The 23,366-nt window shown below is 74.4% G+C and carries 25 protein-coding genes; 13 read left to right on the top strand and 12 right to left on the bottom strand.

Going from position 1 to position 23,366, the window contains the following annotated elements:
- Positions 1-145: 145 nt before the first annotated feature.
- On the bottom strand, positions 146-898 hold the full coding sequence (locus ACU436_RS27090; protein ID WP_459029779.1) for a Clp protease N-terminal domain-containing protein: 753 nt from the start codon (positions 896-898) through the stop codon (positions 146-148).
- Positions 899-990: 92 nt separating this feature from the next.
- On the opposite strand from ACU436_RS27090, the gene ACU436_RS27085 reads away from it, so the two are divergent.
- Positions 991-1,302, top strand: a complete 312-nt coding sequence (locus ACU436_RS27085) for a hypothetical protein (protein WP_459029778.1) — start codon at positions 991-993, stop codon at positions 1,300-1,302.
- On the opposite strand, the gene ACU436_RS27080 is transcribed toward ACU436_RS27085, so the two are convergent.
- Positions 1,283-3,355, bottom strand: a complete 2,073-nt coding sequence (locus ACU436_RS27080) for a xanthine dehydrogenase family protein molybdopterin-binding subunit (RefSeq protein ID WP_459029777.1) — start codon at positions 3,353-3,355, stop codon at positions 1,283-1,285. The two genes, ACU436_RS27085 and ACU436_RS27080, sit on opposite strands and share 20 nt — an antisense overlap.
- Positions 3,352-4,716, bottom strand: a complete 1,365-nt coding sequence (locus tag ACU436_RS27075; RefSeq protein ID WP_459029776.1) for a 2Fe-2S iron-sulfur cluster-binding protein — start codon at positions 4,714-4,716, stop codon at positions 3,352-3,354. The genes ACU436_RS27080 and ACU436_RS27075 overlap by 4 nt, the downstream gene beginning before the upstream one ends.
- 154 nt (positions 4,717-4,870) lie before the next feature.
- On the opposite strand from ACU436_RS27075, the gene ACU436_RS27070 reads away from it, so the two are divergent.
- Genes ACU436_RS27070 through ACU436_RS27055 form a run of 4 tightly spaced genes read left to right on the top strand, consistent with a single transcriptional unit; the run spans position 4,871 to position 9,508 of the window.
- Positions 4,871-6,103 (top strand): amino acid ABC transporter substrate-binding protein, encoded by a 1,233-nt coding sequence (locus ACU436_RS27070; protein ID WP_459029775.1) that lies wholly within the window; start codon positions 4,871-4,873, stop codon positions 6,101-6,103.
- Positions 6,103-6,981, top strand: a complete 879-nt coding sequence (locus ACU436_RS27065) for a branched-chain amino acid ABC transporter permease (protein WP_459029774.1) — start codon at positions 6,103-6,105, stop codon at positions 6,979-6,981. The genes ACU436_RS27070 and ACU436_RS27065 overlap by 1 nt, the downstream gene beginning before the upstream one ends.
- Complete coding sequence (locus ACU436_RS27060; RefSeq protein WP_459029773.1) at positions 6,978-8,762, top strand: branched-chain amino acid ABC transporter ATP-binding protein/permease; 1,785 nt, start codon at positions 6,978-6,980, stop codon at positions 8,760-8,762. Before ACU436_RS27065 ends, ACU436_RS27060 begins: the two co-directional genes overlap by 4 nt.
- On the top strand, positions 8,759-9,508 hold the full coding sequence (locus ACU436_RS27055; protein ID WP_459029772.1) for an ABC transporter ATP-binding protein: 750 nt from the start codon (positions 8,759-8,761) through the stop codon (positions 9,506-9,508). The genes ACU436_RS27060 and ACU436_RS27055 overlap by 4 nt, the downstream gene beginning before the upstream one ends.
- Before the next feature lie 89 nt (positions 9,509-9,597).
- Here ACU436_RS27055 and ACU436_RS27050 read toward each other — a convergent pair whose 3' ends face one another.
- Complete coding sequence (locus tag ACU436_RS27050; RefSeq protein ID WP_459029771.1) at positions 9,598-10,611, bottom strand: LacI family DNA-binding transcriptional regulator; 1,014 nt, start codon at positions 10,609-10,611, stop codon at positions 9,598-9,600.
- 111 nt (positions 10,612-10,722) lie between these two features.
- On the opposite strand from ACU436_RS27050, the gene ACU436_RS27045 reads away from it, so the two are divergent.
- Complete coding sequence (locus tag ACU436_RS27045) at positions 10,723-11,664, top strand: NAD(P)-dependent oxidoreductase (protein ID WP_459029770.1); 942 nt, start codon at positions 10,723-10,725, stop codon at positions 11,662-11,664.
- Positions 11,661-12,899 carry a M24 family metallopeptidase gene (locus tag ACU436_RS27040; protein WP_459029769.1) on the top strand — a complete coding sequence of 413 codons (1,239 nt, stop codon included), beginning with the start codon at positions 11,661-11,663 and terminating at the stop codon, positions 12,897-12,899. Before ACU436_RS27045 ends, ACU436_RS27040 begins: the two co-directional genes overlap by 4 nt.
- Before the next feature lie 17 nt (positions 12,900-12,916).
- Here ACU436_RS27040 and ACU436_RS27035 read toward each other — a convergent pair whose 3' ends face one another.
- Positions 12,917-13,684 carry an AraC family transcriptional regulator gene (locus tag ACU436_RS27035; RefSeq protein ID WP_459029768.1) on the bottom strand — a complete coding sequence of 256 codons (768 nt, stop codon included), beginning with the start codon at positions 13,682-13,684 and terminating at the stop codon, positions 12,917-12,919.
- Between the two features lie 61 nt (positions 13,685-13,745).
- Between ACU436_RS27035 and ACU436_RS27030 the strand changes: the two genes are divergently transcribed.
- A complete protein-coding gene (locus ACU436_RS27030) occupies positions 13,746-14,306 on the top strand; it encodes a class I SAM-dependent methyltransferase (protein WP_459029995.1) in 561 nt (186 codons plus the stop codon).
- Here the strand turns inward: ACU436_RS27030 and ACU436_RS27025 are convergent.
- From ACU436_RS27025 to ACU436_RS27015, 3 genes are read right to left on the bottom strand one after another with little or no spacing between them, the layout of a single operon-like run.
- The gene (locus ACU436_RS27025) at positions 14,303-14,908 is read right to left on the bottom strand and encodes a response regulator transcription factor (protein ID WP_459029767.1); all 606 of its coding nucleotides are present in this window, start codon (positions 14,906-14,908) and stop codon (positions 14,303-14,305) included. The genes ACU436_RS27030 and ACU436_RS27025 overlap by 4 nt on opposite strands.
- Complete coding sequence (locus ACU436_RS27020; protein ID WP_459029766.1) at positions 14,905-16,083, bottom strand: sensor histidine kinase; 1,179 nt, start codon at positions 16,081-16,083, stop codon at positions 14,905-14,907. Before ACU436_RS27020 ends, ACU436_RS27025 begins: the two co-directional genes overlap by 4 nt.
- Positions 16,084-16,137: 54 nt before the next feature.
- The gene (locus tag ACU436_RS27015) at positions 16,138-16,365 is read right to left on the bottom strand and encodes a hypothetical protein (RefSeq protein ID WP_459029765.1); all 228 of its coding nucleotides are present in this window, start codon (positions 16,363-16,365) and stop codon (positions 16,138-16,140) included.
- Between the two features lie 23 nt (positions 16,366-16,388).
- Between ACU436_RS27015 and ACU436_RS27010 the strand changes: the two genes are divergently transcribed.
- Together ACU436_RS27010 and ACU436_RS27005 are read left to right on the top strand one after the other, a co-directional pair.
- Positions 16,389-17,123, top strand: a complete 735-nt coding sequence (locus ACU436_RS27010; RefSeq protein WP_459029764.1) for a DUF1990 family protein — start codon at positions 16,389-16,391, stop codon at positions 17,121-17,123.
- A gap of 45 nt (positions 17,124-17,168) precedes the next feature.
- Positions 17,169-17,441: a hypothetical protein gene (locus ACU436_RS27005; RefSeq protein ID WP_459029763.1), complete on the top strand. Its 273-nt coding sequence runs from the start codon at positions 17,169-17,171 to the stop codon at positions 17,439-17,441.
- A 6-nt stretch (positions 17,442-17,447) separates the two neighbouring features.
- On the opposite strand, the gene ACU436_RS27000 is transcribed toward ACU436_RS27005, so the two are convergent.
- Both ACU436_RS27000 and ACU436_RS26995 read right to left on the bottom strand, forming a co-directional pair.
- On the bottom strand, positions 17,448-17,861 hold the full coding sequence (locus tag ACU436_RS27000) for an SsgA family sporulation/cell division regulator (protein ID WP_459029762.1): 414 nt from the start codon (positions 17,859-17,861) through the stop codon (positions 17,448-17,450).
- Between the two features lie 167 nt (positions 17,862-18,028).
- Complete coding sequence (locus ACU436_RS26995) at positions 18,029-18,484, bottom strand: hypothetical protein (protein ID WP_459029761.1); 456 nt, start codon at positions 18,482-18,484, stop codon at positions 18,029-18,031.
- A gap of 169 nt (positions 18,485-18,653) precedes the next feature.
- Here ACU436_RS26995 and ACU436_RS26990 point away from each other — a divergent pair, with 169 nt between their 5' ends.
- The 3 genes from ACU436_RS26990 (at position 18,654) to ACU436_RS26980 (ending at position 21,682) form a co-directional block, all read left to right on the top strand.
- Positions 18,654-20,339 (top strand): AMP-binding protein, encoded by a 1,686-nt coding sequence (locus tag ACU436_RS26990; protein WP_459029760.1) that lies wholly within the window; start codon positions 18,654-18,656, stop codon positions 20,337-20,339.
- Positions 20,340-20,491: 152 nt separating this feature from the next.
- Positions 20,492-20,719, top strand: a complete 228-nt coding sequence (locus tag ACU436_RS26985; protein WP_459029759.1) for a hypothetical protein — start codon at positions 20,492-20,494, stop codon at positions 20,717-20,719.
- Positions 20,720-21,682 carry a cobalamin biosynthesis protein gene (locus tag ACU436_RS26980; protein ID WP_459029758.1) on the top strand — a complete coding sequence of 321 codons (963 nt, stop codon included), beginning with the start codon at positions 20,720-20,722 and terminating at the stop codon, positions 21,680-21,682. It abuts the gene before it with no gap.
- Positions 21,683-21,830: 148 nt separating this feature from the next.
- On the opposite strand, the gene ACU436_RS26975 is transcribed toward ACU436_RS26980, so the two are convergent.
- Both ACU436_RS26975 and ACU436_RS26970 read right to left on the bottom strand, forming a co-directional pair.
- Entirely contained in the window at positions 21,831-22,424 is a 594-nt protein-coding gene (locus tag ACU436_RS26975) for a transcriptional regulator (protein WP_459029757.1), read from the bottom strand.
- Positions 22,424-23,257, bottom strand: coding sequence for an SURF1 family cytochrome oxidase biogenesis protein (locus ACU436_RS26970; RefSeq protein ID WP_459029756.1), 834 nt, complete (start codon positions 23,255-23,257; stop codon positions 22,424-22,426). Before ACU436_RS26970 ends, ACU436_RS26975 begins: the two co-directional genes overlap by 1 nt.
- Positions 23,258-23,366: the final 109 nt, after the last annotated feature.

The raw sequence follows: 23,366 nt of genomic DNA, 5'->3' as shown, positions 1-23,366 counted from the left end.
CCCAACTCGACCACCCACCCCAGGCGACGGAGTCGACGAACCGGAGCGAATGCGCGTGAGGCCAGCGGGGGCGGGGCAGGCAGCGGCCGGTCGGGTACGGCGCGCCCACCGCAGCGGTTGGGACATTCGCTCCGCGTATCCACGCCTACTCCTCGGCCGGCAGCCGTGCGCGGATCTTGGCGAGCTCGGCCGTCACGTAAGCCTCCACGCGCCGTAGGCCGAGGCCGAGTGCGCTCAGCCGGTCGGTGGTGACGCCCGTGGTGGCCAGCGTGCCCAGGAGGATGTGCTCGGTTCCGATGAAGTTGTGCCCCAGCCGCCCCGCGGCGTCCGCGGTGTTGTGCAGCGCCTGCTGCGCGTCGGTGCTCAGCCGCAGGCGGTAGAGGGCCGCGACGTCGGCTCGCGGGTCGTGCGCCGGGTGCGGCCGGATGTCCTCGGCCGTGACGTGGAGCGCGGTGCAGATCTGCTCGTCGCTGAGCCCGGCCTGGTGGATGGCCGTGGCGCCCAGCCCTTCCGGCTCGCTCAGCACGCCGGCGACGAGGTGGTGGGGCTCGACCTGGTCCGGTCCGGCCCGGCCCGCGACCAGCAGCGCGTTGCGCGCGCGCAGCGTGCAGCGGGAGAAGAGCTGGCCCTCCGGGATCGGGTCGGAGCCGTCCCATCGGGGCACGAACCGCTTGCGCACCGCCTGCTTGGAGACGCCCATGTGCGCGCCGATCTGGGTCCAGGAGAGCCCTGCGCGGCGGGCCTGGTCGACGAAGTGGCCCAGCAGGGCGTCGGCCTGGTTGTCGAGCTCGGCCGAGACGGCGGCGGCGATGGAGAGGTGGTCCAGGGGGTCGCCGTCGGGGCGGAGGCTGCGCACGTGGGCGATCAGGGAGTCCAGGGAGACCGGGGATGTGGTCATGCGACAACCCTAGGTTGTCGCGCACTGAAATGACAACCTGGGGTTGTCGATTCTGTCGCGGGCCCGTCGCCGGATGGGGCAGTATCGAACGGGTGATCGTGCAACTATCGACCGCGGGCGCCGTCGTGCAGGATCCCGACGACCTCGCCGACCTGCGCCTGGACACCGACCTCGACGCCGACGGCCTGCGGAAGGCCCTCGCCACGACGGGCACCGGGGAGCTGTCGGACGGCGACACGGCGTTGCTGGACGTGGCAGTGCTCCGGTCGCTCGCCGTGCTGCGCCCGACCGCGCCGGGCTGGTCGGGGCGGTGGAAGGCCATGATCGAGGACGTCCGCGGCCGGGGCATGCTCTCGGCCGACGGGCGGTCGGTGCGGGTGCCCGTCAGCCGAGCGCCTCGATGATGCGCTCCGGGGTGAGGGGGAGGTCGCGCACCGGCACGCCGAGCGCGCACCGCACGGCGTTCGCGATCGCCGCTGCCGTGGGGCCCTGCGCCGCCTCGCCCGCACCGAGGCTCGGCTCGCCGGGCCGGTCCAGCACCTCGACCGTGACCGCCGGCACCTGGCTGAACCGCAGGATCGGGTAGCTCGACCAGTCCGTGCCGCTGGGGCCGTCCCGGTCGAAGCGGACCTGCTCCAGGAGCGTCCAGCTGGTGGCCTGCACGGCGCCGCCCTCCATCTGGTTCACGAGCCCGTCGTGGCTGATCACGCGGCCCGCGTCGACGGCGACGACGAGTCGGCGCACGCGCACCTCGTGCACCGCCTCGATCTCGGCGACGACGGCGCAGTAGGCGCCGATGCCCTTGTAGCGCGCCACCGCGATGCCGTGCCCGCCGTCGGGTCCGGCGTCCCGGTCCGCCCAGCCCGCGGCCGTCGCGGCCCGCTGCAGCACGGCGCGCGCCCGCGGTTCGGTGAGGTGCGCCAAGCGGTACGCGAGCGGGTCGGCACCGGCCCGGGCCGCGAGCTCGTCCATGAACGACTCGATCGCGAACACGTTGAGGAACGCGCCGAGCGACCGCAGCGCCGACGCGCGGGGTGCGGCGGCCCGGCTGAGGTGGCCGACCACCTGGCGGGCGGGGAAGGCGTAGATCGGGTCGGCGTTGCGCAGCGACCCGCCCGCGGGCAGCGGGGGATCGGCCGCCGGCGCCGTGGCCGCACCCGCGACGTCCGCCGCGGCCCGCAGGTCCGGGGTCCGGCCGGAGCCGGGCCGGGACGTGTGCCCCTGGCTCCAGGTCTCGTGCCGCCACGTCCGCACGCACCCGTCGGCGTCGACGCCCGCGGCCAGGTCGGCCACCATCGCCGGCCCGAACGGCGCCGCTCCCAGCTCGTCGGCCCGGCTCCACACCACCTGCACGGGGCGGCCCGGGACGGCCCGCGCGAGCAGCACGGCGTCGAACGCGGCGTCGTCGGCGCCGTTGTGGCCGTAGCAGCCCGCCCCCTCGACGTGCCGCACGACGACGTCGTCGGGGGGCAGGTCCAGCGCCTGCGCGATCGCGCGGCGCAGCGGGTGCACGCCCTGGGTGTGGCTCCACACCCGCACCCGGCCGTCCGTCCAGACCGCGACGCCGCAGCTCGGCGCGACGGAGGCGTGCGCGAGGAACGGCTTGCCGTAGGACGCCCGGACCTCCGCGACCACCGCCTCGGCGCCCGGCCCGGGCTCGTCGATCGCCACGGCGTGCTCGGTGGCCGTCCCGCGCAGCCACCGCCGCACGTCGGAGACGTCGGGTGCCGCGGGGACGTCCCAGCGGGCCGCCGCGGCGAGCGCGGCGGCGGCGCGGACGGCGACCTCCTCGCGCTCGGCGACGACGCCCAGGAAGCTGCCGTCGCGCACGACGGCCGTCACGCCGGCCGCCGCGCCCGGGTCGACGCCGGTGAGCACGGCGCCCCCCGCGGGCGGGCGTACCACCCGCCCGTACAGCTGGCCGGGGAGCCGCAGGTCGTGCACGTACCGCGGCCGGCCGAGGAGCTTGTCCGGCAGGTCGAGCCGGGCGAGATCGCGCTCACCCGGCGGCTTCGGGTGGACGCGCCCGTCGGCCGCCCGGTCGAGGAGCCGGGCGACGTCGAGGTCCCAGTAGCCGACGCCGCTGCCGTCGGGCGCGCGGACCTGCCCGTCCCGCACCTCGAGCCGCGCCGCCGGGACGTGCAGCTTCGCCGCCGCCGCGGCGACCAGCACGGCCCGGGCCTCGGCGCACGCCTGCCGCAGCGCGGCACCGGCGTCGGACAACGACATGCTCCCGGCCGTGACGCCACCGTCCGGGCCGCGGTCGGTGCGGGCCGCCGGGGTCCGCACCCGGGCCGGGTCGACGTCCAGCTCGTGGGCGGCGATCGCGGTGAACGCCGTGAGGATGCCCTGGCCCAGCTCGACCTTCCCGGCGGAGACCGCGACCACGCCCGGCTCGGACAGGTCGAGCCACGCATCGAGCCGGGGGTTCACGGCGAGCACGCGCGGGACGTTCACGATCCCTCCATCCGCTCGGCGGCGCGCAGCACCGCCCGAACCATCCGGTTGTGCGCGCCGCACCGGCACAGGTTGCGGTCGAGGTGGGCGCGCACGGCCGTCTCCGTGGGCCGCGGCTGCGCGGCGAGCAGGGCCGCGGCGTTCACGAGGATCCCGGAGACGCAGTACCCGCACTGCGCGGCCTGCCCGGCGAGGAACTCGTCCTGCAGCGGATGGGGTCCACCCCCGCCGAGCCCTTCGACGGTGACGACGTCCTTGCCGGCCACCGACTCGACCGGCGTGTCGCAGGACGGGACCGGATGCCCGTCCACCAGCACCATGCACGCGCCGCACTCGCCGCTGCCGCAGCCGAACCGGGTGCCGAGCAGGCCCAGGTCGCCCCGCAGGACGTACAGCAGCGGGGTGCCGGGCTCGGCCGGGGTGGTGACCGGGCGACCGTTCGCGCGGAAGCCGACGGGGAGGAACCGGTCGTCGACGAATCCGTCCGCGAGCACGGTGTCGACGTCGAGCGGCGGGCCCGTCCCGTGCCGGTTGCGCAGCTCGACGAGCGTGGCGAGCGCCGCCCGGTCGACCCGCCCGTCGGGGACGAGACCCTCGGCGGGGTCGGTGAGCGTGGCGACGTAGCGGGCCGCCGAGCGGCCGTCGAGCCCGAGCCTGCGTCCCGCCGCGGTCCGCGCGACGTCGTGCAGCTCGCCGGCGACCAGCCGCGCCGCGGTGCCGGTGAGCACCCCGGCGAGCGCGGCGACGGCGCTGCCGTCGGCGTCGACCGCGGGCCCGTGCGCGGCGAGGACCGTACCGAGGTAGGGGCCGACCGCGGTGGCCCTGGCCAGCCGGCGCGCGCCCGCCGCCTCCGCGCGCAGGTCGCTGCCCGCGTTCAGCACGGTGACCGCGCACCGGCCCGCGAGCAGCGCGTCCGCGCGCCGTGGCGTGGCGCCGAGCGCCTCCACCGGGCAGTCGCCGACCGCGCGCAGGCCCTGGCGGGCGAGCAGTTCGACGGCGACGAACGCGAACCCGGACCCCGGGACGTCGACGGCGAGCGTGCCACCGCGCAGGCCGGCGGGCGAGCGGCCCGGGGCGGCGAAGAGCGACAGGCCGAGCCCGCGGTCGATCGCGGCGAGGACGCGGACGTCGCCGGTGCGGCCCAGCGGGTTGCCGGCGACGAACCGGTAGGCGAGCACGTTGTCCGGGCTCGTGAGGGCCGCGTCGAGCTCGCCGGCCAGCAGCTCGGCGAACTGGGCGGGCGACGAACCGGCCGGCACCTCCTCCACGGCGAGCCCGGCCGCGTGCAGCGCGCCGGTGACCCGGGCGACCTCCAGCAGCACGGACGGGCTGAACGTGCCCAGCCGGAGCAGCGCGGTCATACCTCCGCACCCTAGCCTGAAGCGATCGAGCCGCAACCGATTGCTGTCCAACCGCCTGCAGTCTCTTGACACGATGCGACGTCACCACCACGATTCGGGATCGCAATCGGTTGCAGTGCTGGAATCGTTGCAGGGCCGGACCCCAGGAGGCGTCGTGCTCACCCGACCCCGCTCCCGGCTGCGCGCGGCCGGGGTCGCCGCCGTCCTCGCCGTGACCCTCGCCGCCTGCGGCACCCCGCCCTCCGAGGCGAACGCCGACGGGCCGGTCACCATCGGGATCTCGCTGCCGCTCACCGGTGACTTCTCCCAGCCCGGCACCCAGGCCGAGCGCGGCTACCGGGTGTGGCAGGACATCGTCAACGCCGAGGGCGGCCTGCTCGGCCGTCCGGTGGAGCTGAACATCACCGACGACGCCAGCAGCCAGGACACCACCGTCGCGAACTACACGCGGCTCATCACCCAGGACCGGGTGGACCTGCTGCTCGGCACGTTCTCGTCACTGCTGAACTTCGCGGCGTCGGCGGTGGCCGAGCGCAACGGGATGCTCTTCGTGGAGCCGGCGGGCGGGGCGCCGAGCATCTTCGAGCGCGGCTTCCGGTACCTGTTCTACGCGCAGCCGGCCACCGCCCCGCGCCAGGCCGAGGTCTTCGTGGAGTGGATCGCCTCACTGCCCCCGGACCAGCGGCCGAAGACCGCCGCCTACCCGGTGCAGGACGACCCGTTCACCACGCCGGTGATCAACACCATGCAGCAGGCCCTCGAGGCGCTGGGCGTGCAGACCGTCTACAGCTCGGTCTACCCGGCCGACACCACCAACTTCCAGCCGGTCGCGAGCGCGATCGCCGCGGCGCGGCCGGACCTGGTGGCCCAGGGCGCGGTGTTCGAGGACGGCGTCGGCCTGGTCCGGTCGCTGCAACAGCTGGGCTACTCGCCGCCGATCCTCTTCCAGACCTCGGCGCCGAGCAACGCGGGCCAGTACAGCGACGGCGTCGGCATCGCCAACACGGAGGGCGTCTTCTACACGGTGAGCTGGAACGAGCGGGCGAGCACGCCGCGAAACGCCGACTTCGTGCAGCGCTACGCCGAGATGTACGACGGCGAGACGCCCGCCGAGGACGCCGCCGACGCCTTCGCCGCCGGGCAGGTGCTGCAGGCCGCCGTCACCGCCGTCGGGCGGATCGACCAGACCGCCCTCGCCGACTGGCTGCGCGCCAACCAGGTGGAGACGATCCTCGGCACGCTGAGCTGGGACGACACCGGCGCGCCGGAGTCGAAGTTCCTGCTGGCCCAGTGGCAGTCCGGGCACGTGGAGATCGTCGCGCCCGCCGACCGGGCCACGACCGACCGCATCGTGCACCCCAAGCCGGCCTGGGGTCAGGGTCAGTAGTGCAACTCGTGCAGGCGATCGTCCTCGGGTTCCTCATCGGCGGGGTCTACGCCCTCATGGCGTCCGGGCTCACGCTCGTCTTCGGCGTGCTGCACGTGATCAACGTGGCGCACGGGGCGTTCCTGGTCCTCGTCGCGATGCTCACCTGGTGGCTGTGGTCGACCACCGGCATCGACCCGATCCTCACCTCGCTGGTCATGACCCCGCTGATGTTCGGGGCCGGGTGGCTGCTGCACCGCACCGTCATCGCGCGGATCCGCGGCTCGTCGGCCTCGATGTCGGTGCTGCTCACCTTCGGGATCGCGCTCGCCATCGAGGGCGTCCTCAACGTGACGGCGGGCAACAAGTTCCGCTCCGCGACACCGGCCTACTTCCAGGAGTCCTTCTTCGTCGGCGGGATCGCGCTGCCGAAACCGCACGTCTACGGCTTCCTGACCGCGCTCGTGGTGCTGGGCCTGCTCTACGTCGTGCTCACGCGCACCTGGACCGGACGCGCGATCCGGGCCACGGCGCAGAACCCCACCGGCGCCGCGCTCGTCGGGGTCGGCGCGGCGGGCACCGCGGCGCTCGCGTTCGCGATCGGGGCCGCCACCACCGGCGTCGGCGGGTCGATCCTGTCAGTGCTCTACCCGTTCTTCCCGGCGTCGCACTACGACTGGATCTCGCGGCTGCTCGGGATCATCGTGCTCGGCGGGCTGGGCAGTCTCCCCGGGGCGCTGGTCGGCGCGCTCGTGCTGGGGCTCGCGGAGACGCTGACCGCCACCTTCGTGTCGCTGCAGTGGTCCACGCTCGTGTTCTACGTCGTGATCATGGCCGTGTTGCTGGTCCGGCCGCAGGGCCTGTTCGGGTCCCGGCTCCGCGAGGACGTGGCGACGTGAGGAGGCTCGCGGATCCGCGCGTGCTGCTGGTCCTCGCGCTCGTGGCGTACCCGCTGATCCGGCCCTACGACGCCTACCCGCAGGTCGTGCTGCTGCTGGCGTTCCTGCTCGCCACCCAGGCCGTCGGCTGGAACATCATCTCCGGCTACGCCGGCTACATCTCGCTCGGCCACAGCGTGTTCCTCGGGCTGGGCTCCTACACGGCCGGGATCGTCGGTGCGCAGACCGGGCTGAACCCGTTCCTGCTGGCCCCGCTGGGCGGGCTCGTGGCCGTCGCGGCGGCCGTGCTGGCCGGATCCGTCGTGCTGCGCACCCGCGGCAGCGCCTTCGTGATCATCACGATCGCGCTGCTGCTGTCCACCCAGGTCATCGCCACCAACTGGGACGCGCTGACGAACGGCTCCGACGGCATCACGCTCGCGCTGCCCACCTGGTCGCGCGACATCCTCAACCTTCCGTTCTACTTCGCGCTCCTGGCGCTGATGCTCGCGAGCATCGGGTTCAGCGCCTGGATCCGGCGAACGAAGTTCGGCACCGGCCTCGTCGCGATCCGGGAGGACGAGGGCAAGGCCGCGGCGATCGGCGTCGACACCACCCGCTACAAGATCGCCGCGTACGGCGCGAGCGTGTTCGTCAGCGGGATGGCGGGCGCGGTCTACGCCTACTTCCTGACGTTCCTCAACCCGATCGGCGCGTTCAACATCCTCGGCAGCGTGACGATCGTGCTCGCGGCGCTGGTCGGCGGCCGGGGCACGCTGTGGGGGCCGGTGATCGGCGCGTTCCTCGTGCAGATCGCGAGCGAGCTCGCCACCGTGTACGGGGGCGGCACCCAGAGCCGGGTGCTCGTCTTCGGGCTCGCGCTGGTGCTGGTGGTGCTGTTCCTGCCGGCGGGGCTGCTGCCCACCGTCGAGGCCTGGTGGCGCCGGCGGCACCCGCAGGAGGTGACCTACACCGACCACGCGGGCGCGCTGGCCAAGCACGGGATCAAGGTGCGGGCCCCCGCGCCCGAGCGGCCGGCCGGGCCGCTGCTGGAGGTGAGGGGCGCGACCAGGCGCTTCGGCGGGCTCGTCGCCGTGGACGGGGCCGACCTGCGGGTGGACGCGGGCAGCATCACCGCCCTGATCGGGCCGAACGGATCCGGCAAGACCACCCTGTTCAACCTGGTCACCGGCACCATGCGCGCCGACGCGGGGGAGATCTGGTTCGACGGGCGGCGGATTGACCGGCTGCCGCCGTGGCGGCGTGGGCACGCCGGGATCGGGCGCACCTTCCAGGTGACGCGGCTGTTCAAGGCGATGACCGTCCTGGAGAACGTCGTGGCCCCGATGCCGGACGCACGCTTCAGCACCATGCTCGCCGGCGCCGTGAGCGGCCACGAGGCGGAGCGGGCGCGCGAGCTGCTGGCGTTCGTCGGGCTGGAACGGTTCGCCGACCAGCGGGCCGGCGCGCTCTCCTACGGCCAGCAGAAGCTCGTGGAGCTGGCCCAGGTGCTGATGATGGAGCCCAAGCTCGTGCTGCTCGACGAGCCGGCGGGCGGGGTGAACCCCGGGCTCGTGGCGCGGCTGGCCGAGATCGTGCGCGACCTCAACTCGCAGGGCGTCACGTTCCTCGTCGTCGAGCACAACATCCCGCTGGTGCTCGACCTGTGCGACCCGGTGGTGGTGTTCGAGCGCGGCCGCCCGATCGCCGCCGGCCCTCCGGCGATGATCCGCAACGACAAGGTGGTCCTGGACGCGTACCTGGGCCACGACTGGTCGGAGCAGAAGGCGGTCCCGCGATGACCGTGCCACCTGCGGTTCGAGGGGGCGCCGTGCTGACCCTCGCGGGCGTCACCGCCGGGTACGGGGGCGGGGACGTGTTGCGGGGGGTCGATCTCGTCTGCGCCCCTGGCACCATCACCTGCATCGTGGGCCCCAACGGGGCCGGCAAGTCCACGGTGCTGCGGGTCGTCTCCGGGCTGCTGCGGCCGCGGGCCGGTTCGGTCGGGTTCGGCGGGCGGCCCATCGGCGGCCTGCCGCCCGAGGAGGTGCTGCGCCGTGGCGTGGCGCAGGTGCCGCAGTCGCAGGCGCTCTTCCCCGGCATGACCGTGCGCGAGAACGTCCTGATGGGCGGCTACCTGATCCGCCGCGACCGGGCCCTGCTGCGCACGCGCTACCGGGCGATCGAGCGGCGCATCCCGATCGTGGCCGAGCGCGCCGGGGACCCGGCGGGCAACCTGTCGGGCGGCCAGCGGCGGATGGTCGAGATCGGCCGCTGCCTGATGCTCGCGCCCGGCCTGATCCTCTTCGACGAGCCGTCGCTCGGGCTCGACCCGCGCAGCCTCGCCGCCGTCGCCGCGCTGATCCGGGAGCTGAACGCGGAGGGAGCGACCGTGCTGCTGGTCGAGCAGAACGTACGGCTCGGACTGGGCCTGGCGAGCCACGGCGTCGTGCTGGAGGGCGGCCGGGTCCGGCTGCACGGCACCGCGGCCGAGGTGCTGGCCCACCCCGAGATCGCCGACCTCTACCTGGGCGGAGCGCCGACATGACGGCCGGCGAGCCCCAGCGCACACACCCACTCGGCACCGCACACATGCCCCGCCATCTGTGCGGCCTCCGGTCGATGTGTGCGGTGGCATCAGGCAGGCGGGGCCGTCGAGTCACGCACCACCAGCCGCAGCGGCAGGCTGATCGTCTTCGCGACGGCGGGCGCGCCCTCGATCTGCTCCAGCAGCAGGCGCGCGGCCTCGACGCCGAGCTCGTGGGTGGGCACGTGCACGCTCGTGAGCGCGGGCCGCAGCTCGTCGAGGAAGGGCATGTCGTTGAACCCGGTGAGCGAGACGTCCTCGGGGCAGCGCAGCCCGGCGGCCCGGATCGCCCGCAGCGCGCCCAGCGCGATCAGGTCGTTGCCGCCCACCACCGCCGTGGGGCGCTCGCCTCCCTCGGCGAGCAGGGCCGCCATCGCGCGCTCGCCGGCGTCGGCGGTGTAGGACTGGCACTCGACCAGCCGGGTGTCGAGCTCGTGGGCGGCCACGGCGTGCCGGTAGGCCTGGCCGCGCCGCAGTCCCGTGGAGAGCGTGGTGGGGCCGGCGAGGTGCACGATCCGGCGGTGGCCGAGCGCGACGAGGTGGTCGACGGCGGCCGTCATGCCGGCCGGGTCGTCGCCGGTGACGAGCGGGTAGAGCGCGTCGTCGGTGCCCCGGTTGACCAGCACCGCGGGGACGCCGCGCTGGTGGGCCGTGACGAGGAGGGGGTGGTCGCGGCGGCCGGTGGCCAGGATGAAGCCGTCGGCCTGCCGCCCCAGCAGCGCCTCGAAGTGGGCGGCCTCGCGGTCGGGGTCGTTGTCGGTGTTGGCGACGAGCGCGGTGTAGCCGCGGGGGAACAGCACGTTCTCGATGCCGCGGACGACCGGCGGGAACAGCGGGTTGGTGAGGTCGGGGATCAGCACGCCGACGGTGTAGGTGCGGCTCGTGCGCAGGCTGCGGGCGGTGGCGTTCGGGGTGTAGCCCAGCTGGCGGGCCGCCGCCAGCACCCGGCGGGCGGTGGCCTGGTTGACCTGGCCGCTGGTGACCGGGTTGAGCGCCCGGGAGGCCGTGGCCTTGTGGACCCCGGCCACCCGCGCGACGTCCGACATCGTCGGGCGCTTCGTCATGCGGCAACGGTACCGCAGCAACCGATTCGCATCAGACGCCCGCCCATCTTCGATTGACAGCCCTTCTGGCTAGGGGCAAAGTCGACCGCAACCGATTGCAGTGCGAGTGCGATGGGAGCCCGACCCATGACAGGTGTCCGGATCGGCTGGATCGGCACCGGCCGGATGGGAGCCGCGCTCGTCGAGCGGCTGCTCGACGCCGGGTGCGACGTCGCGGTCTACAACCGCACCGCCGCGAAGGCGCAGCCGCTCGCCGAGCGCGGGGCCGAGGTCGTCGCCCGGCCCGCCGACCTCGCCGACCGCGACGTCGTGTTCGTGATGGTGGCGGCGTCGGCCGACCTGGAGGAGGTCACCAGCGGCGACGGCGGCGTCCTCACCGCGCCCGACCACGCGCCGGGAGTGCTCGTCGACTCGTCCACGGTGTCGGTCGAGGCCTCCGCGGCCGTTCGGGCGGAGGCGGCGAAGCGCGGCACCGAGTTCCTCGCGGCACCGGTCAGCGGCAACCCCAAGGTCGTCGCGGCCGGGCAGCTCACGTTCGCCGTGTCCGGTCCGCGGAAGGCGTACGACCGGGTGGAGCCGCTGATCGCGCTGCTCGGGCGCGGGTCCACCTACGTCGGCGACGGCGAGGTCGCGCGGCTGGTCAAGATCTGCCACAACGTGCTTCTCGGCGTCGTCACCCAGTGCCTCGCCGAGATCACCGTGCTCGCCGAGAAGGGCGGCACCAGCCGCGCGGCGTTCCTCGAGTTCCTCAACGACTCCGTGCTCGGCTCCACGTTCACCCGGTACAAGTCGCCCGCGTTCGTGAACCTCGACTTCGCCCCGACGTTCACGATGCCGCTGCTGCGCAAGGACTTCGACCTCGGCCTCGACGCCGCCCGGGAGCTGGAGGCGCCGATGCCGGTCGCGTCGGCCACCGCGCAGCTCGTGGCGTCGGCGGTCGGGGCGGGGCACCTCGACGAGGACTTCGCCACGCTGCTGCTGGAGCAGGCGCGCCGGGCGGGCATGACGCTCGATCCGGAGGACGTGGCCGTGGACGACGGGCTCGCCCCGTGACCCGGCCGATCGCGGCGCCCGGGCACGGCGGCGTCGACTTCGAGACGCGGGTCGACTTCGCCCGGCTGCGCGAGTACCGGCTCGCGCGGGCGCGGGCCGCCCTCGAGTCGAGCGAGTGCGGGGCATTCCTGCTGTTCGACTTCTACAACATCCGCTACACCACCCAGACCTGGATCGGTGGGGCGCTCGGCGACAAGATGAGCCGCTACGCGCTGCTCACCCGGGGCGGCGAGCCGACGCTGTGGGACTTCGGCTCGGCGGCGCGCCACCACCAGCTCTACGCGCCGTGGCTGCGGCCGGAGAACTGCCGGGCCGGGATGCTCGGGCTGCGCGGCGCGATCGCGCCCGACGCCGGGCTGATGGAGTCGGCGGTCACCCAGATCGCGGGCATGCTGCGCGACGCGGGCGTGGCCGACGAGCCGGTGGCCGTCGACATCGTGGAGCCGCCGTTCCTGTTCGAGATGCAGCGCCAGGGCCTGCACGTCGTCGACGCCCAGCAGCTGATGCTGGACGCCCGGCAGATCAAGTCGGCCGACGAGATCATGCTGCTGGCCCAGGCCGCCGCGATGGTCGACGGCGTCTACCAGGACATCGTCGAGGCGCTCAAACCCGGCGTCCGCGAGAACGAGATCGTGGCGCTCGCGAACAAGCGGCTCTACGAGATGGGTTCCGACCAGGTGGAGGCGATCAACGCGGTGTCGGGGGAGCGGTGCAACCCGCACCCGCACAACTTCTCCGACCGCCTCATCCGCCCTGGCGACCAGGCGTTCTTCGACATCATCCAGTCCTACAACGGCTACCGGACCTGCTACTACCGCACGTTCGGCGTCGGCAGCGCCACCGCCGCCCAGCGCGACGCCTACACCAAGGCGCGGCAGTGGATGGACGCCTCGATCGAGACGGTCAAGGCGGGCGTCGGCACCGACGAGGTGGCGCGCGTGTGGCCGGCGGCCACCGAGTTCGGCTTCGCCGACGAGATGGCGGCCTTCGGGCTGCAGTTCGGCCACGGCCTCGGCCTCGGCCTGCACGAGCGGCCGATCATCTCCCGGCTCAACAGCCTGGAACACCCCATCGAGATCCAGACCGGGATGGTCTTCGCGCTGGAGACCTACTGCCCCGCGACGGACGGCTTCTCGGCGGCCCGCATCGAGGAGGAGGTCGTGGTGACGGAGGACGGCCCGAGGATCCTGACACAGTTCCCGGCGCAGGAGTTGTTCGTAGCGAACAGGTACTAGCCCGATCGCCATAGTGCTCACGCCGGGCCGAAGACCTGCGCCGGGGTTGTGCCCAGCACCCTGCGGAAGGCCGCCACGAAGGCGCTCGGGGTGCGGTAGCCCACCCTCGTGGCCACGACACCCACCGCGACGCCGGTGGCCAGGAGCCGCAGGGCCGCGCGGATCCGTGCCCGCGTGCGCCACTCGCGCAGGCCGTAGCCGGTGGCGTCGTGGAAGAGGCGGTGCAGCGTCCGTGGGCTCGTGCCCGCGACCCGGGCCAGCGACTCGATGCCGCGGTCGTCGGCCGGGTCGGCCAGCAGTGCGTCGGCCACCCGGCGGGCACGGTCGTCGGCGGGCAGGGCGAGCTCGACCGACGCCACCGGGGCGGGCACGAGCTGGTCGAACAGCACGGCCTCCGCGCGGGCGCGTTCGGCGTCCCCCAGCTCCGCCCGGCCGAGATGCCCGATCAGCGCGGCGAGCAGGGGAGCCACCGCGAGCGCGGTGGGGCGGTCGAAGCCCGCCGGGGCGCGGTCGGGCCGCAGGTAGAGGCTGTGCATCGCGGTGGCGGTGGCCGCGGCCGTGGTGTGCCGGACGCCGGCGGGGATCCACAGCGCGCGCGTGGGCGGGAGCGCCCACATGGTGTCGCCCGCGGAGATCGACAGGACCCCGCTCTCGGCCCACGCGAGCTGGTGCGTCGGGTGGACGTGCTCGGCGAAGCGGCGGCCGCGGGCCAGGGCGAACCGGCCGACGAGCGCCGCACCCAGCGGGGGGCTCAGCAGGCCGGACGGGTGGCCGGAACGCGACACGGGACGGCAGGTTAGCCGGTGCCGGACAGCGCGTCCTGGCTCTAGCCTCGCCAAGGTGCCGATGAACCTGCTGCACCGCCGGATCTGCCGCTCCGACTCGTGGGCCACCCGGATGCACTCCCAGGTGCTGCCGTGGGTGTGCCGCACGGTGCCGCTCGACGGCGACGTCCTCGAGATCGGGCCGGGTTACGGGGTGACCACCCGGTGGCTGTCCGAGAAGGGCGGCCGGCTCACCGCGGTGGAGGTGGACCCCGACCTGGCCGAGGGCGTGCGCGCGAGCTTCGGGGACCGGGTCGACGTGCACACCGGGGACGGGGCGGACCTGCCGTTCCCCGAAGCGTCGTTCGACACGGTCGTCTGCTTCACGATGCTGCACCACGTGCCGTCGCCGGAGCAGCAGGACCGGCTGTTCGCCGAGGCCGCCCGCGTGCTGCGCCCCGGGGGCGTGTTCGCGGGCCTCGACAGCCGGCTCAGCCTGCGGTTCCGGATGATCCACATCGGCGACACGATGACCGTCGTCGACCCGGGCGGCCTGCCCGACCGCCTCCGCGCCGCCGGACTCGCCGACGTCGAGGTCGACGCCGCCCCGCGGGCCTTCCGGTTCCGCGGGACGCGTTCCTAGAACCAGCCCTGCTCCTGCGCGGTGCGGTACGCCTCGGCCCGGGTGGGGACGCCGAGCTTCGCGGTGATCGCGGCGAGATGGTTGCGGACCGTGCCCTGTGACAGGTGGACGCGGCGGGCCACAGCCGCGACCGGGGTGTCGGCGCCGGCCTCCCGCAGGACGTCCAGCTCGCGCGGGGTGAGCGGGCACGGGCGCGCGGTGAGGGCGTCGGCGGCCAGCGCCGGGTCGACGTAGCGGGCGCCACCGTGCACCCTCCGGATCACGTCGGCGAGCGTGCCGCCCGGTGAGCCCTTCGGGAGGAACCCCTTGGCCCCGGCGGCGAGAGCGCGTTGCAGGTGCGGCGGGCGGCCGTGCCCGGTGAGGATCACGACCGCGCAGGCCGGTGCCGCCGTCGCCAGCTCCGCGGCCACCGCGATGCCGTCGAGACCCGGCATCTCCAGGTCGACCACCGCGACGTCGGGGTGGTGTGCCACCGCCGCGTCGACGGCGCGGCGGCCGTCACCCGCCTGCGCGACGACCTCGATGTCGGGTTCGAGGCCGAGGAGGGCGGCGATCGCGGTGCGGATCAGCTCCTCGTCGTCGGCGAGCAGCACGCGGATCACGACGTGCGCACCGGTAGCACGGCGTCGAGGGTGAACACCCCGTCGGTCACGGCGGTGCGCAGCCGACCCCCGGACCTCGTGAGCCGGTCCGACAGGCCGTCCAGGCCGGAGCTGTGGGCGTCGGGGCGCGCGTCGCCCGCGCCGTCGTTCGCGACGGTGAGCCGCACCTCGTCCGCGCCGCGCACGAGGTCGATCGTGCACCACCGCGCCCGGCTGTGGCGCAGCACGTTCGTGCCGGCCTCGCGCACGGCCGCGGCGAGGACGGTGGCGACGGTGTCGGGGAGCGTGCCGGGGTCACCGCTCACGGTGCACCGCACACCCGACGAGCCCAGCACCCGCGCGACCGCGTCCAGCTGGGCGCCGAGGTCGACCGCCCGGTAGCCGTGCACGACCTCGCGCATCTCGCCGAGCGCCGCGGCCGCGAGCTCGCGCACCTCACCCGCCTCCCGGCCGGCGCGCTCCGGGTCGACGGCGGCGAGCCGTTGGGCGAGCTCGGCCTTCAGGGCGATCACGGAGAGGTGGTGGCCGAGCAGGTCGTGCACGTCGCGGGCGAACCGCAGCCGTTCCTCCGTGATCGCGAGCCGGGCCCGCGCCTCGCGGCCGTCGCGGGCCTCGAGGACCAGGTGCCAGAGCACGACGGGCAGGCCGTGGATGGCGAGCAGGCTCACGCCCATCCCCGCCGTGATCAGCGCGAACGTGGCGGGGGAGCCACCGGTCACGGCTCCGATCACGGCGGACAGCGCGGTGGCCAGCACGCCCGCGACCACCGCGAGCGCGGTGCGCATCAGCAGCGGGACCGACGCGACCACCGAGGCGCCCAGCCACGCCCAGGTGTCCCAGCCCTCCGCGCCCCCAGAAGCGACCGGAGCGCCGACCGGGGCGGCGAGCGGCACCGACCCGAGCGCGGCCACCAGGAAGGCGACGACGTACCGGCGGCGGCTCGGCTCCGCGAGGCCCGGGGTGGCCGCGGCGTAGAGCGCAGCGGCCTGCGTGGCCGCGACGGCGAGGATCCCGAGGCTGCCGAGCACCTGCCACAGGGGGCGTGCCTCGAAGCGCAGCACCCCGATCCCCGGCCAGATCACCGTCGAGGCGACCGCGACGACCAGCGACCCGAGGACGGCCGCCCGCGCCCGGCCGAGGCGGGGGTCGGGCGCGGACGGGCGGTCGGACGGCACCACGGGATCATGCCCGGTGGCGGGCCTACCGCGGGGTGCGGACCTCGAACCGGCTCACCGGTCGGCGCTGCGCCGGGCCGCCCCGGCGGCCGAGTCGCCGAACATCCACAGCATCGGCGGCCACAGCCCGACGAACAGGGCCCGGCGTTCCGCGTTGCCCCGCTCGTCCTGGTCGACGGTCTTGGCGCGCACCCACAGCCCGATGCAGAGGCCGATCGAGGCGACCGACGCGGCGCGGCAGGCGAGGGCGGCGCTGCTCAGCAGGGCGGCGTTCGGGAGCATGCGCGGCGGGTACCCGAGCCCCCGTGCCGCTACGCCCTCGCTCGCGCCGCGCCCCGGGCGGCCTCGCGCACCGGGCCGCGATCGTGCTGCGCTGGCCGCTCGGCCTGGCCCGGGTGAGCTGGCGCTACCTCTGGCGCACCACGCCGATGCACCGCACCGAGACGACGATCGACGCGACGACGGCGGACGCGTCCGAGCGGCCCTGGACCGTCCCGGCGGACCTGGTCGACGACGACCTGCAACGCATCGAGGACGGGGTGGGTCCGCTGCTGCACCGCCGTTACTCGGTGTGGATCGCGGGGGCGCCGCTACCGCCGGAGCAGGTGATCGGGCGCTTCTCCGGCGACCCGAACTGCGGCGCGCCGACCGAGGTCGCGGTCTTCGAGAAGGTTCACGGGGCCGGCGGGGAGATGCGGGTCGGTGACGAGTTCCTCATCCGGATGCCGGGCCCGTGGGACGGTCCGGTGCGGGTGGTCGGCATGGGGCATGCGTCGTTCCGGCTGGCGACCCTGCGCGGGCACCTGGAGGCCGGGCAGATCGAGTTCCGGTGCCGGGCCGAGGGCGGGGAGATGCTGTTCGAGATCGAGTCGTGGGCCCGCTCCGGCGACCGGCTGTCGGACGTGCTCTACACGCGGCTTCGGCTGGCGAAGGAGATCCAGCTGAACCTCTGGGTGGAGACGTGCCTGCGGCTCACCCGGGACGTCGGCGGCAGGCCGCGCGGCGGGGTGCGGATCGATACCCACCGGGCGGACGCCTGACCGGTGCGGGTGTGGGGGCCCGGGGGCCGGGGTACGCGGGATCTCATGGCGCAGCGCGACTACGAGGAACACCTCGGGGCGCCCGCGGGCGACCGGGACGGCCTCGACGCCGGCTACTCGCCACCGGACCGGCTCCACCTCGCCGGTGGGGGCGCCGCACCGGAGACACCCGGCTCGATGGCGGGCCTTCTTCCCGGCACGCCGGTGAGCGAGCCGGCCGATGGGCTCGGCGCCGAACGGATCGACAGGCAGCCGGGGTCCGGGGGAGCCGCCGGGGTCGACGGCCGGCGGGACGCCGGGCCCGACGCGTGGCGGTGAGGTCGGCTACTCGGCGCAGCTGCGGGTGATGCGGGCGATCTCGCCGTCGAGGTCCATCCGGTCCGCCTCCGTGCCGACCGGCACCATCTCGAGCGTGGCGTCCACGAAGGTCCGCAGCAGGTCCTGGTCGACCTCGAGCACCGCGCGCCCGTCGTGGGACCGGATCTCGATCTCGACGATGTCGTAGCCCTGCACGGTGAGCGGCTGCATCCGCACGTCGCCCTCGCCGGCCGGTTCCTCGAGCGCCTCGATGACGAGCTCCCGCCCGATCAGCCACTCGACCCACCGGTCGTGCCTTGTCCGCACCGCGAGGGAGACCGCGAACGGGTCGTACGCGCTGTAGCTCCAGCGGGTCACGACCGGTGCCGGCTGACCGTGCAGCACCGTGAACATGTCCTGCTGGACGAGGTCCTTGCTCATTACTCGTTCGCCCCCCTGGGCACTGGGGCCGCTCTCTCGTGCGGCGGCGTCACCCTCTGCATCGCAGCATGCCTCAGGAACGCAGCACCCGTGGGGTGACTTCACCCGAACAAGCGAGTAAGTACTCGTTGCAGCACGCAGTGTGAGCGGTGGCTGCGCCGGCGGGGTTACGGGCGCTCGGCCGTCACGACCCAGATGCCGTCGTCCCCGGTGCGTGCCGGCTGGGCGAGGCTGAGGGTGAGGCGTTCGCCGTCGGCGTTGCGCACGTCGACGCTGGTGCCGTCCGGACCCGGGTACGCCTCGGCGTCGGGCCAGTCGTGGGCCGCGGCCGCGTAGGAGATGGCCACCTCGGAGGGGTCGAGCAGCCACGGCTGCGAGCCGCGGTCGACCTCCGCCTGCAGGCCGGCGGCCTCGGCCGCGGTCGCCGCGGGCCAGGGCAGCACCACGTCCGCGGCCGGGGGTGCGGACTCGCTGGTCGTGGGCGCCGGGCCGGTCCCGGCGGGAGCGCTCGTGCCCGGGGTCGCGGTGAGGGTGCATCCGGCGAGCAGGAACCCGGCGAGCAGCCCGGCGACGATCCTTCCGGCGACGATCGGGCGGGAGGAGCGTCGGCCGGTCGGAAGCACCGCGTCACCGTAGGCCTTCGAAGCGTGATCGTGGGCGGCTACGGAGCGGCGCGTCCGAGGGACGGCGGGTGGCGGGGCCCTTCCGTTCGGGGGTGAACGAGTGCGGTGCGAAGGTCATAAGGTCGGTCGTAAGGTCTCGTCGGCAGCGCGGCTACTTCGAGGTGGGGTCATGAACCGGTCCGCAGAGAGCTTTTACGCAGCCCGCGAGTTCCTCGTGGCGCACCGCGAGGACTACGACACGGCCTATCGTGACTTCTCCTGGCCCGAGATCGACGAGTTCAACTGGGCGCTCGACCACTTCGACGCCGTCGCCGCCGACCCCGAGCGGGGTGCCGCCCGCGCGCTCTGGATCATCGAGCAGGACGGCAGCGAGGCGCACTGGACGTACCGCGAGCTCGCCGACCGCTCGAACCAGGTGGCCAACTGGTTGCGCGGGCACGGCGTCGCCCGGGGCGACCGGATCATCCTCATGCTCGGCAACCAGTTCGAGCTGTGGGAGACCCTGCTCGCGGCCATGAAGCTCGGTGCGATCGTCATCCCGGCCACCACGCTGCTCACCGCGTCCGACCTGCGCGACCGGCTCGACCGCGGCGGGGCGAAGCACGTCGTGGTCGGGGGCACCGACGCCGGCAAGTTCGACGACGTCGAGGGGGACTACACGCGCATCGCGGTGCGGGGCGCGCCGGAGGGGTGGCTCGACTACGCCGACGCCGCGGCGGCGCCCACGGAGTTCACCCCGGACGGCGTCACGCGCGGCACGGACACCCTGCTGCTCTACTTCACGTCCGGCACCACGGCCAAGCCGAAGCTCGTGGAGCACACCCACGCGTCCTACCCGGTCGGGCACCTGTCCACGATGTACTGGGTCGGCCTGCAGCCCGGCGACGTGCACCTGAACATCTCCTCGCCGGGCTGGGCGAAGCACGCCTGGAGCAACGTCTACGCGCCGTGGATCGCGGAGGCGTGCGTGCTGGTCATGAACTACGCGCGGTTCGACGCCGAGACCGTGCTCGGCGTGCTCGACCGCTGCAACGTCACCAGCTTCTGCGCGCCGCCCACCGTGTGGCGGATGCTCATCCAGGCCGACCTGTCGAGCCTGCCGAACCCGCCCGCCAAGGTCGTCGGGGCGGGCGAGCCGCTCAACCCGGAGGTGATCGAGCAGGTCGAGAAGGCGTGGGGCATCCGCATCCGGGACGGCTTCGGGCAGACCGAGACCACCCTCCAGATCGGCAACCCGCCGGGGCAGCTGGTCAAGCCCGGCTCGATGGGCCGCCCGATCCCGGGCTACCCGATCGCGCTCCTCGACCCCGCGACCGGAGAGCCGGGGGACGAGGGCGAGATCTGCATCGACCTGGCCGACCGTCCGCTCGGGCTGATGGTCGGCTACCAGGGCGACCCCGAGCGCAACGCCGAGGCGATGGCGGACGGCTATTACCACACCGGCGACGTCGGCTCCCGCGACTCCGACGGCTACATCACCTACGTCGGCCGCTCCGACGACGTCTTCAAGGCCTCGGACTACCGGATCAGCCCGTTCGAGTTGGAGAGCGTGCTCATCGAGCACCCCGCGGTGGCGGAGGCGGCCGTGGTGCCGTCGCCGGACCCGGTGCGCCTCGCCGTGCCGAAGGCGTACGTCGTGCTGGCGGCGGGGCACGAGCCGACCGAGGAGACGGCCCGGTCGATCCTCGAGTTCGCGCGGGAGAACCTGGCGCCCTACAAGCGGATCCGGCGGCTCGAGTTCGCGGCCCTGCCCAAGACGATCTCGGGCAAGATCCGCCGGGTGGAGCTGCGCGGGCGCGAGACCGAGCTGCACTCGGACGGGGCCACCTCACCGGTCGGTGAGTACACGCTGTGACGGCCGCGCCCAGCGGGCCTCGCCGTCCGACGATCGGTAGTGAGCAATGCTATGACTGACGTCACCTGCGGTCGAACGTGCGATATCGGCCGTTCGGCGACCGCGGGCTCCAGCCGGAATAGCTGTCCTGACCTGCGGGTGTTGAACCGGTTGTGACGCAATCAGAGACGCCAGGCGGGATCGCCGACGTCATGGCCGGCATGCCCGAGGTGTGGCGCCGGCTACTCGCTGCGCACCAGCCCGACCGCCTGGGCCGCTGCGCGTCCTGCCGCACCGCCAGCGGCTCCGGGGAACGCTGGCCGTGCTCGCTCCATCAGATCGCCAGCGAGGCGCAACGCCTGCACGGGCTCCGTCTCGGGCAGGCGGTCGCGGGCGACTGAATGGCGCCGATGTGGGTCCGGCCGGCCGGGTTGCTCCTGGGGGCGCTGGCCGATGCGCTGGTCGGCGACCCGCACCGCGGGCATCCGGTCGCCCTGTTCGGTCGAGCCGCCGGCGCGCTCGAGGCGCGCTGCTACGCCGACCGGCGATCCGGGGGAGCGCTGTACGCGGCCGTGCTCGTCGGTGGGGCCGCCGGGCTGGGGGCGCTCGCCGAGCGGGCCACCGTCGGCCGCCCACTCGCCGGCGTCGCGCTGACCGGCCTGGCGACGTGGGCCGTGCTCGGCGGGTCGTCCCTCGCCGGGCACGGGGCCGGGCTGGCCCGCGAGCTCGGCGCGGGCGATCTCGCGGCCGCCCGCAACCGCCTGCCGTCGCTCTGCGGGCGCGACCCGGCGGCCCTCGACGCTGCCGGAATGGCCCGCGCGGGCACCGAGTCCATGGCGGAGAACACCTCCGACGCGGTGGTGGCGCCGCTCCTGTGGGGCGCACTCGCCGGCATGCCGGGCCTGCTCGGCTACCGGGCCGTGAACACCCTCGACGCCATGGTCGGCTACCGGTCCCCGCGGTACCGGCACTTCGGCTGGGCGTCCGCGCGGCTCGACGACGTGGCCAACCTGGTACCGGCCCGGGTGTCGGCGCTGCTCTTCGCCGCGTTCGCGCCGGTGGTCGGCGGATCGTCGCGGAGCGCACTGGCCGCATGGCGCCGCGACGGCCCGGCACACCCCAGCCCGAACGCCGGGCCGGTGGAGGCGGCCGCCGCCGGTGCCCTCGGCGTGACGCTCGGCGGGCGCACCGTCTACCCGCACGGGGCGGAGGAGCGGCCCCGCCTCGGCGCCGGCCCGCCGCCCACGCCCGCGGATCTGGCGCGGGCGGCCCGCCTGTCCCGGCTCGTCGGCGCCGCTGCGGCGGTCCTGTCGGCCGCGCTCGCCTCCCTGCTCCGGCGCGGCGAGGCGGGCTGCCCGCGGTGATGACCCCGCGGTTTCGGTTCGTGGTTGCTGTTGGTGCAGCATTGGGCAACCGGTACTCGAGATCATGGGTGACCGGCGACGCGGTCCCTGCTCGCGGCGCGTGATCGGTTCGAGCGGTACGTCAGCGCGGTGGCCGGCGCGGGCGCTCCTAGGAATCCGCGAGGGCGTTCCAGAACATCAGCTCGTAGCTCTGGAACAGCCGCGCGTACCGGCGGGCGGCGCCCGGATCGAGGGCGCCGGCGTCGAGTCCCGCCTGCACCACGGCCACCGCCTGGTCGTCCGGTAGCGGGGTGGCGAAGAAGTCGAAGAACGCGCAGGCGTCGTCGCCGAACCCGTAGTGCTCTCGCATCCCCCGGGCGATCGCGGCGCAGTACGTGCCCCACGCACCGAAGTTGGTGGTGAGCGCGACGGCCACCTCCGCCGGGCGTGCGTTCAGCGCCAGCCAGGCGAAGTACGCGGGATAGGCCTGGCAGCCCGCGCGGGGTTCGTAGGCCCGGGCGGCCTCCTCGCCGCCCGCGAGCCCGCTGAAGTAGGCCCGGGCGGCCGGGTCGTCGGAGCGGGCGGCGAGGGTGTGCAGGCTGCGCCAGTCGCTGGGCACGATGTGCAGCTCCTCGGCCGCGATGGTCGCGAACACCGAGCGTGGCGCGGCACCCTCGGCGACCAGCGGCGCCAGCCGGTTCTCGGCGTCCCGTGGCGCCAGCTCCGCCTGCACGGCGTCCAGCAGCTCGCGTGCTCTCGCCATCAACGACCCCCTTCGCCGTCCGTGGGCTCGTCCTCCCCGGCGAGGGCGCGGCGCAGGGCCGCCCGCTGGGTGCGCCGGTCGGGGCCGTGCTCGTCGCCGCGACGTTGCAGGAGCTCCAGCCGCACGAAGTAGCCGAGCGCGAACAGCGCGATCACGCCGAACGTGAGCCACTGCAGGGCATAGGAGAAGTTCGTGAACGGCGCGCTGCCACCGCTGGTGGGGGCGACGGCGAGCGGCCGGAGCACGCCCGGCTGCCCGTCGGCGAGCTGCAGGAACCCGGGTTCGAGGTGGGCGCCGGTGGCGGTGGCGAGGGCGCGGGAGTCGGCGGCGTAGATCTGGTGGTGCCCGTCGGTCTCGATCGGGGCGCGCTGCTGCGGGTCGGACTCGTCGAGCCGCAGCCGGGCCGTGAGCGTGACGGGACCGGCCGGCGGCGGCGCGTACTCCGGCACCGAGGCGCCGGACGCCACCTCGACCGATCCGCGGTTCACGGCGAACACGCGCCCGTCGTCGGTGCGCAGCGGGGTGAGCACCTCGACGGCGGGCTGCCCGTAGACCACGCGCAGCCGGACCAGCCCTTCCCCGTCCGGGAGGTACGTGCCGGTGACGGTGACCTGCCGCCACTCGTCGTCGGACGCCACCGGCTCCCCGGGGGGCACCAGCTCCTCGAGCGGGACGGGGGCGGTGGCGGACGCGATGTCGATCGCGCGCTGCTGGGCGTCGCGTTGCGCCTCCCGGCCGAACTGCCACGGGGCGAGCAGGGTGAACGCGGCGGCCGCGAACCCGATCACCGCCACGACGAGGGCGATCCACCCGGGACGCAGGAGGAACTTCACAACCCGACGATACTCAGCGTCCTCCGCCGGGACCCCGCCACACGCCTCGACGGCCCAGGCCCACGCTGAGCGCACCGGCGAGCCCCGCCCGAGTACGCCCGGTACGAGG

The organism is Pseudonocardia wallangbongensis (genome assembly GCF_054486945.1).
The sequence above is the reverse complement of the archived record's forward strand: the minus strand, read 5'-3'. Positions and strand labels throughout refer to the sequence as shown.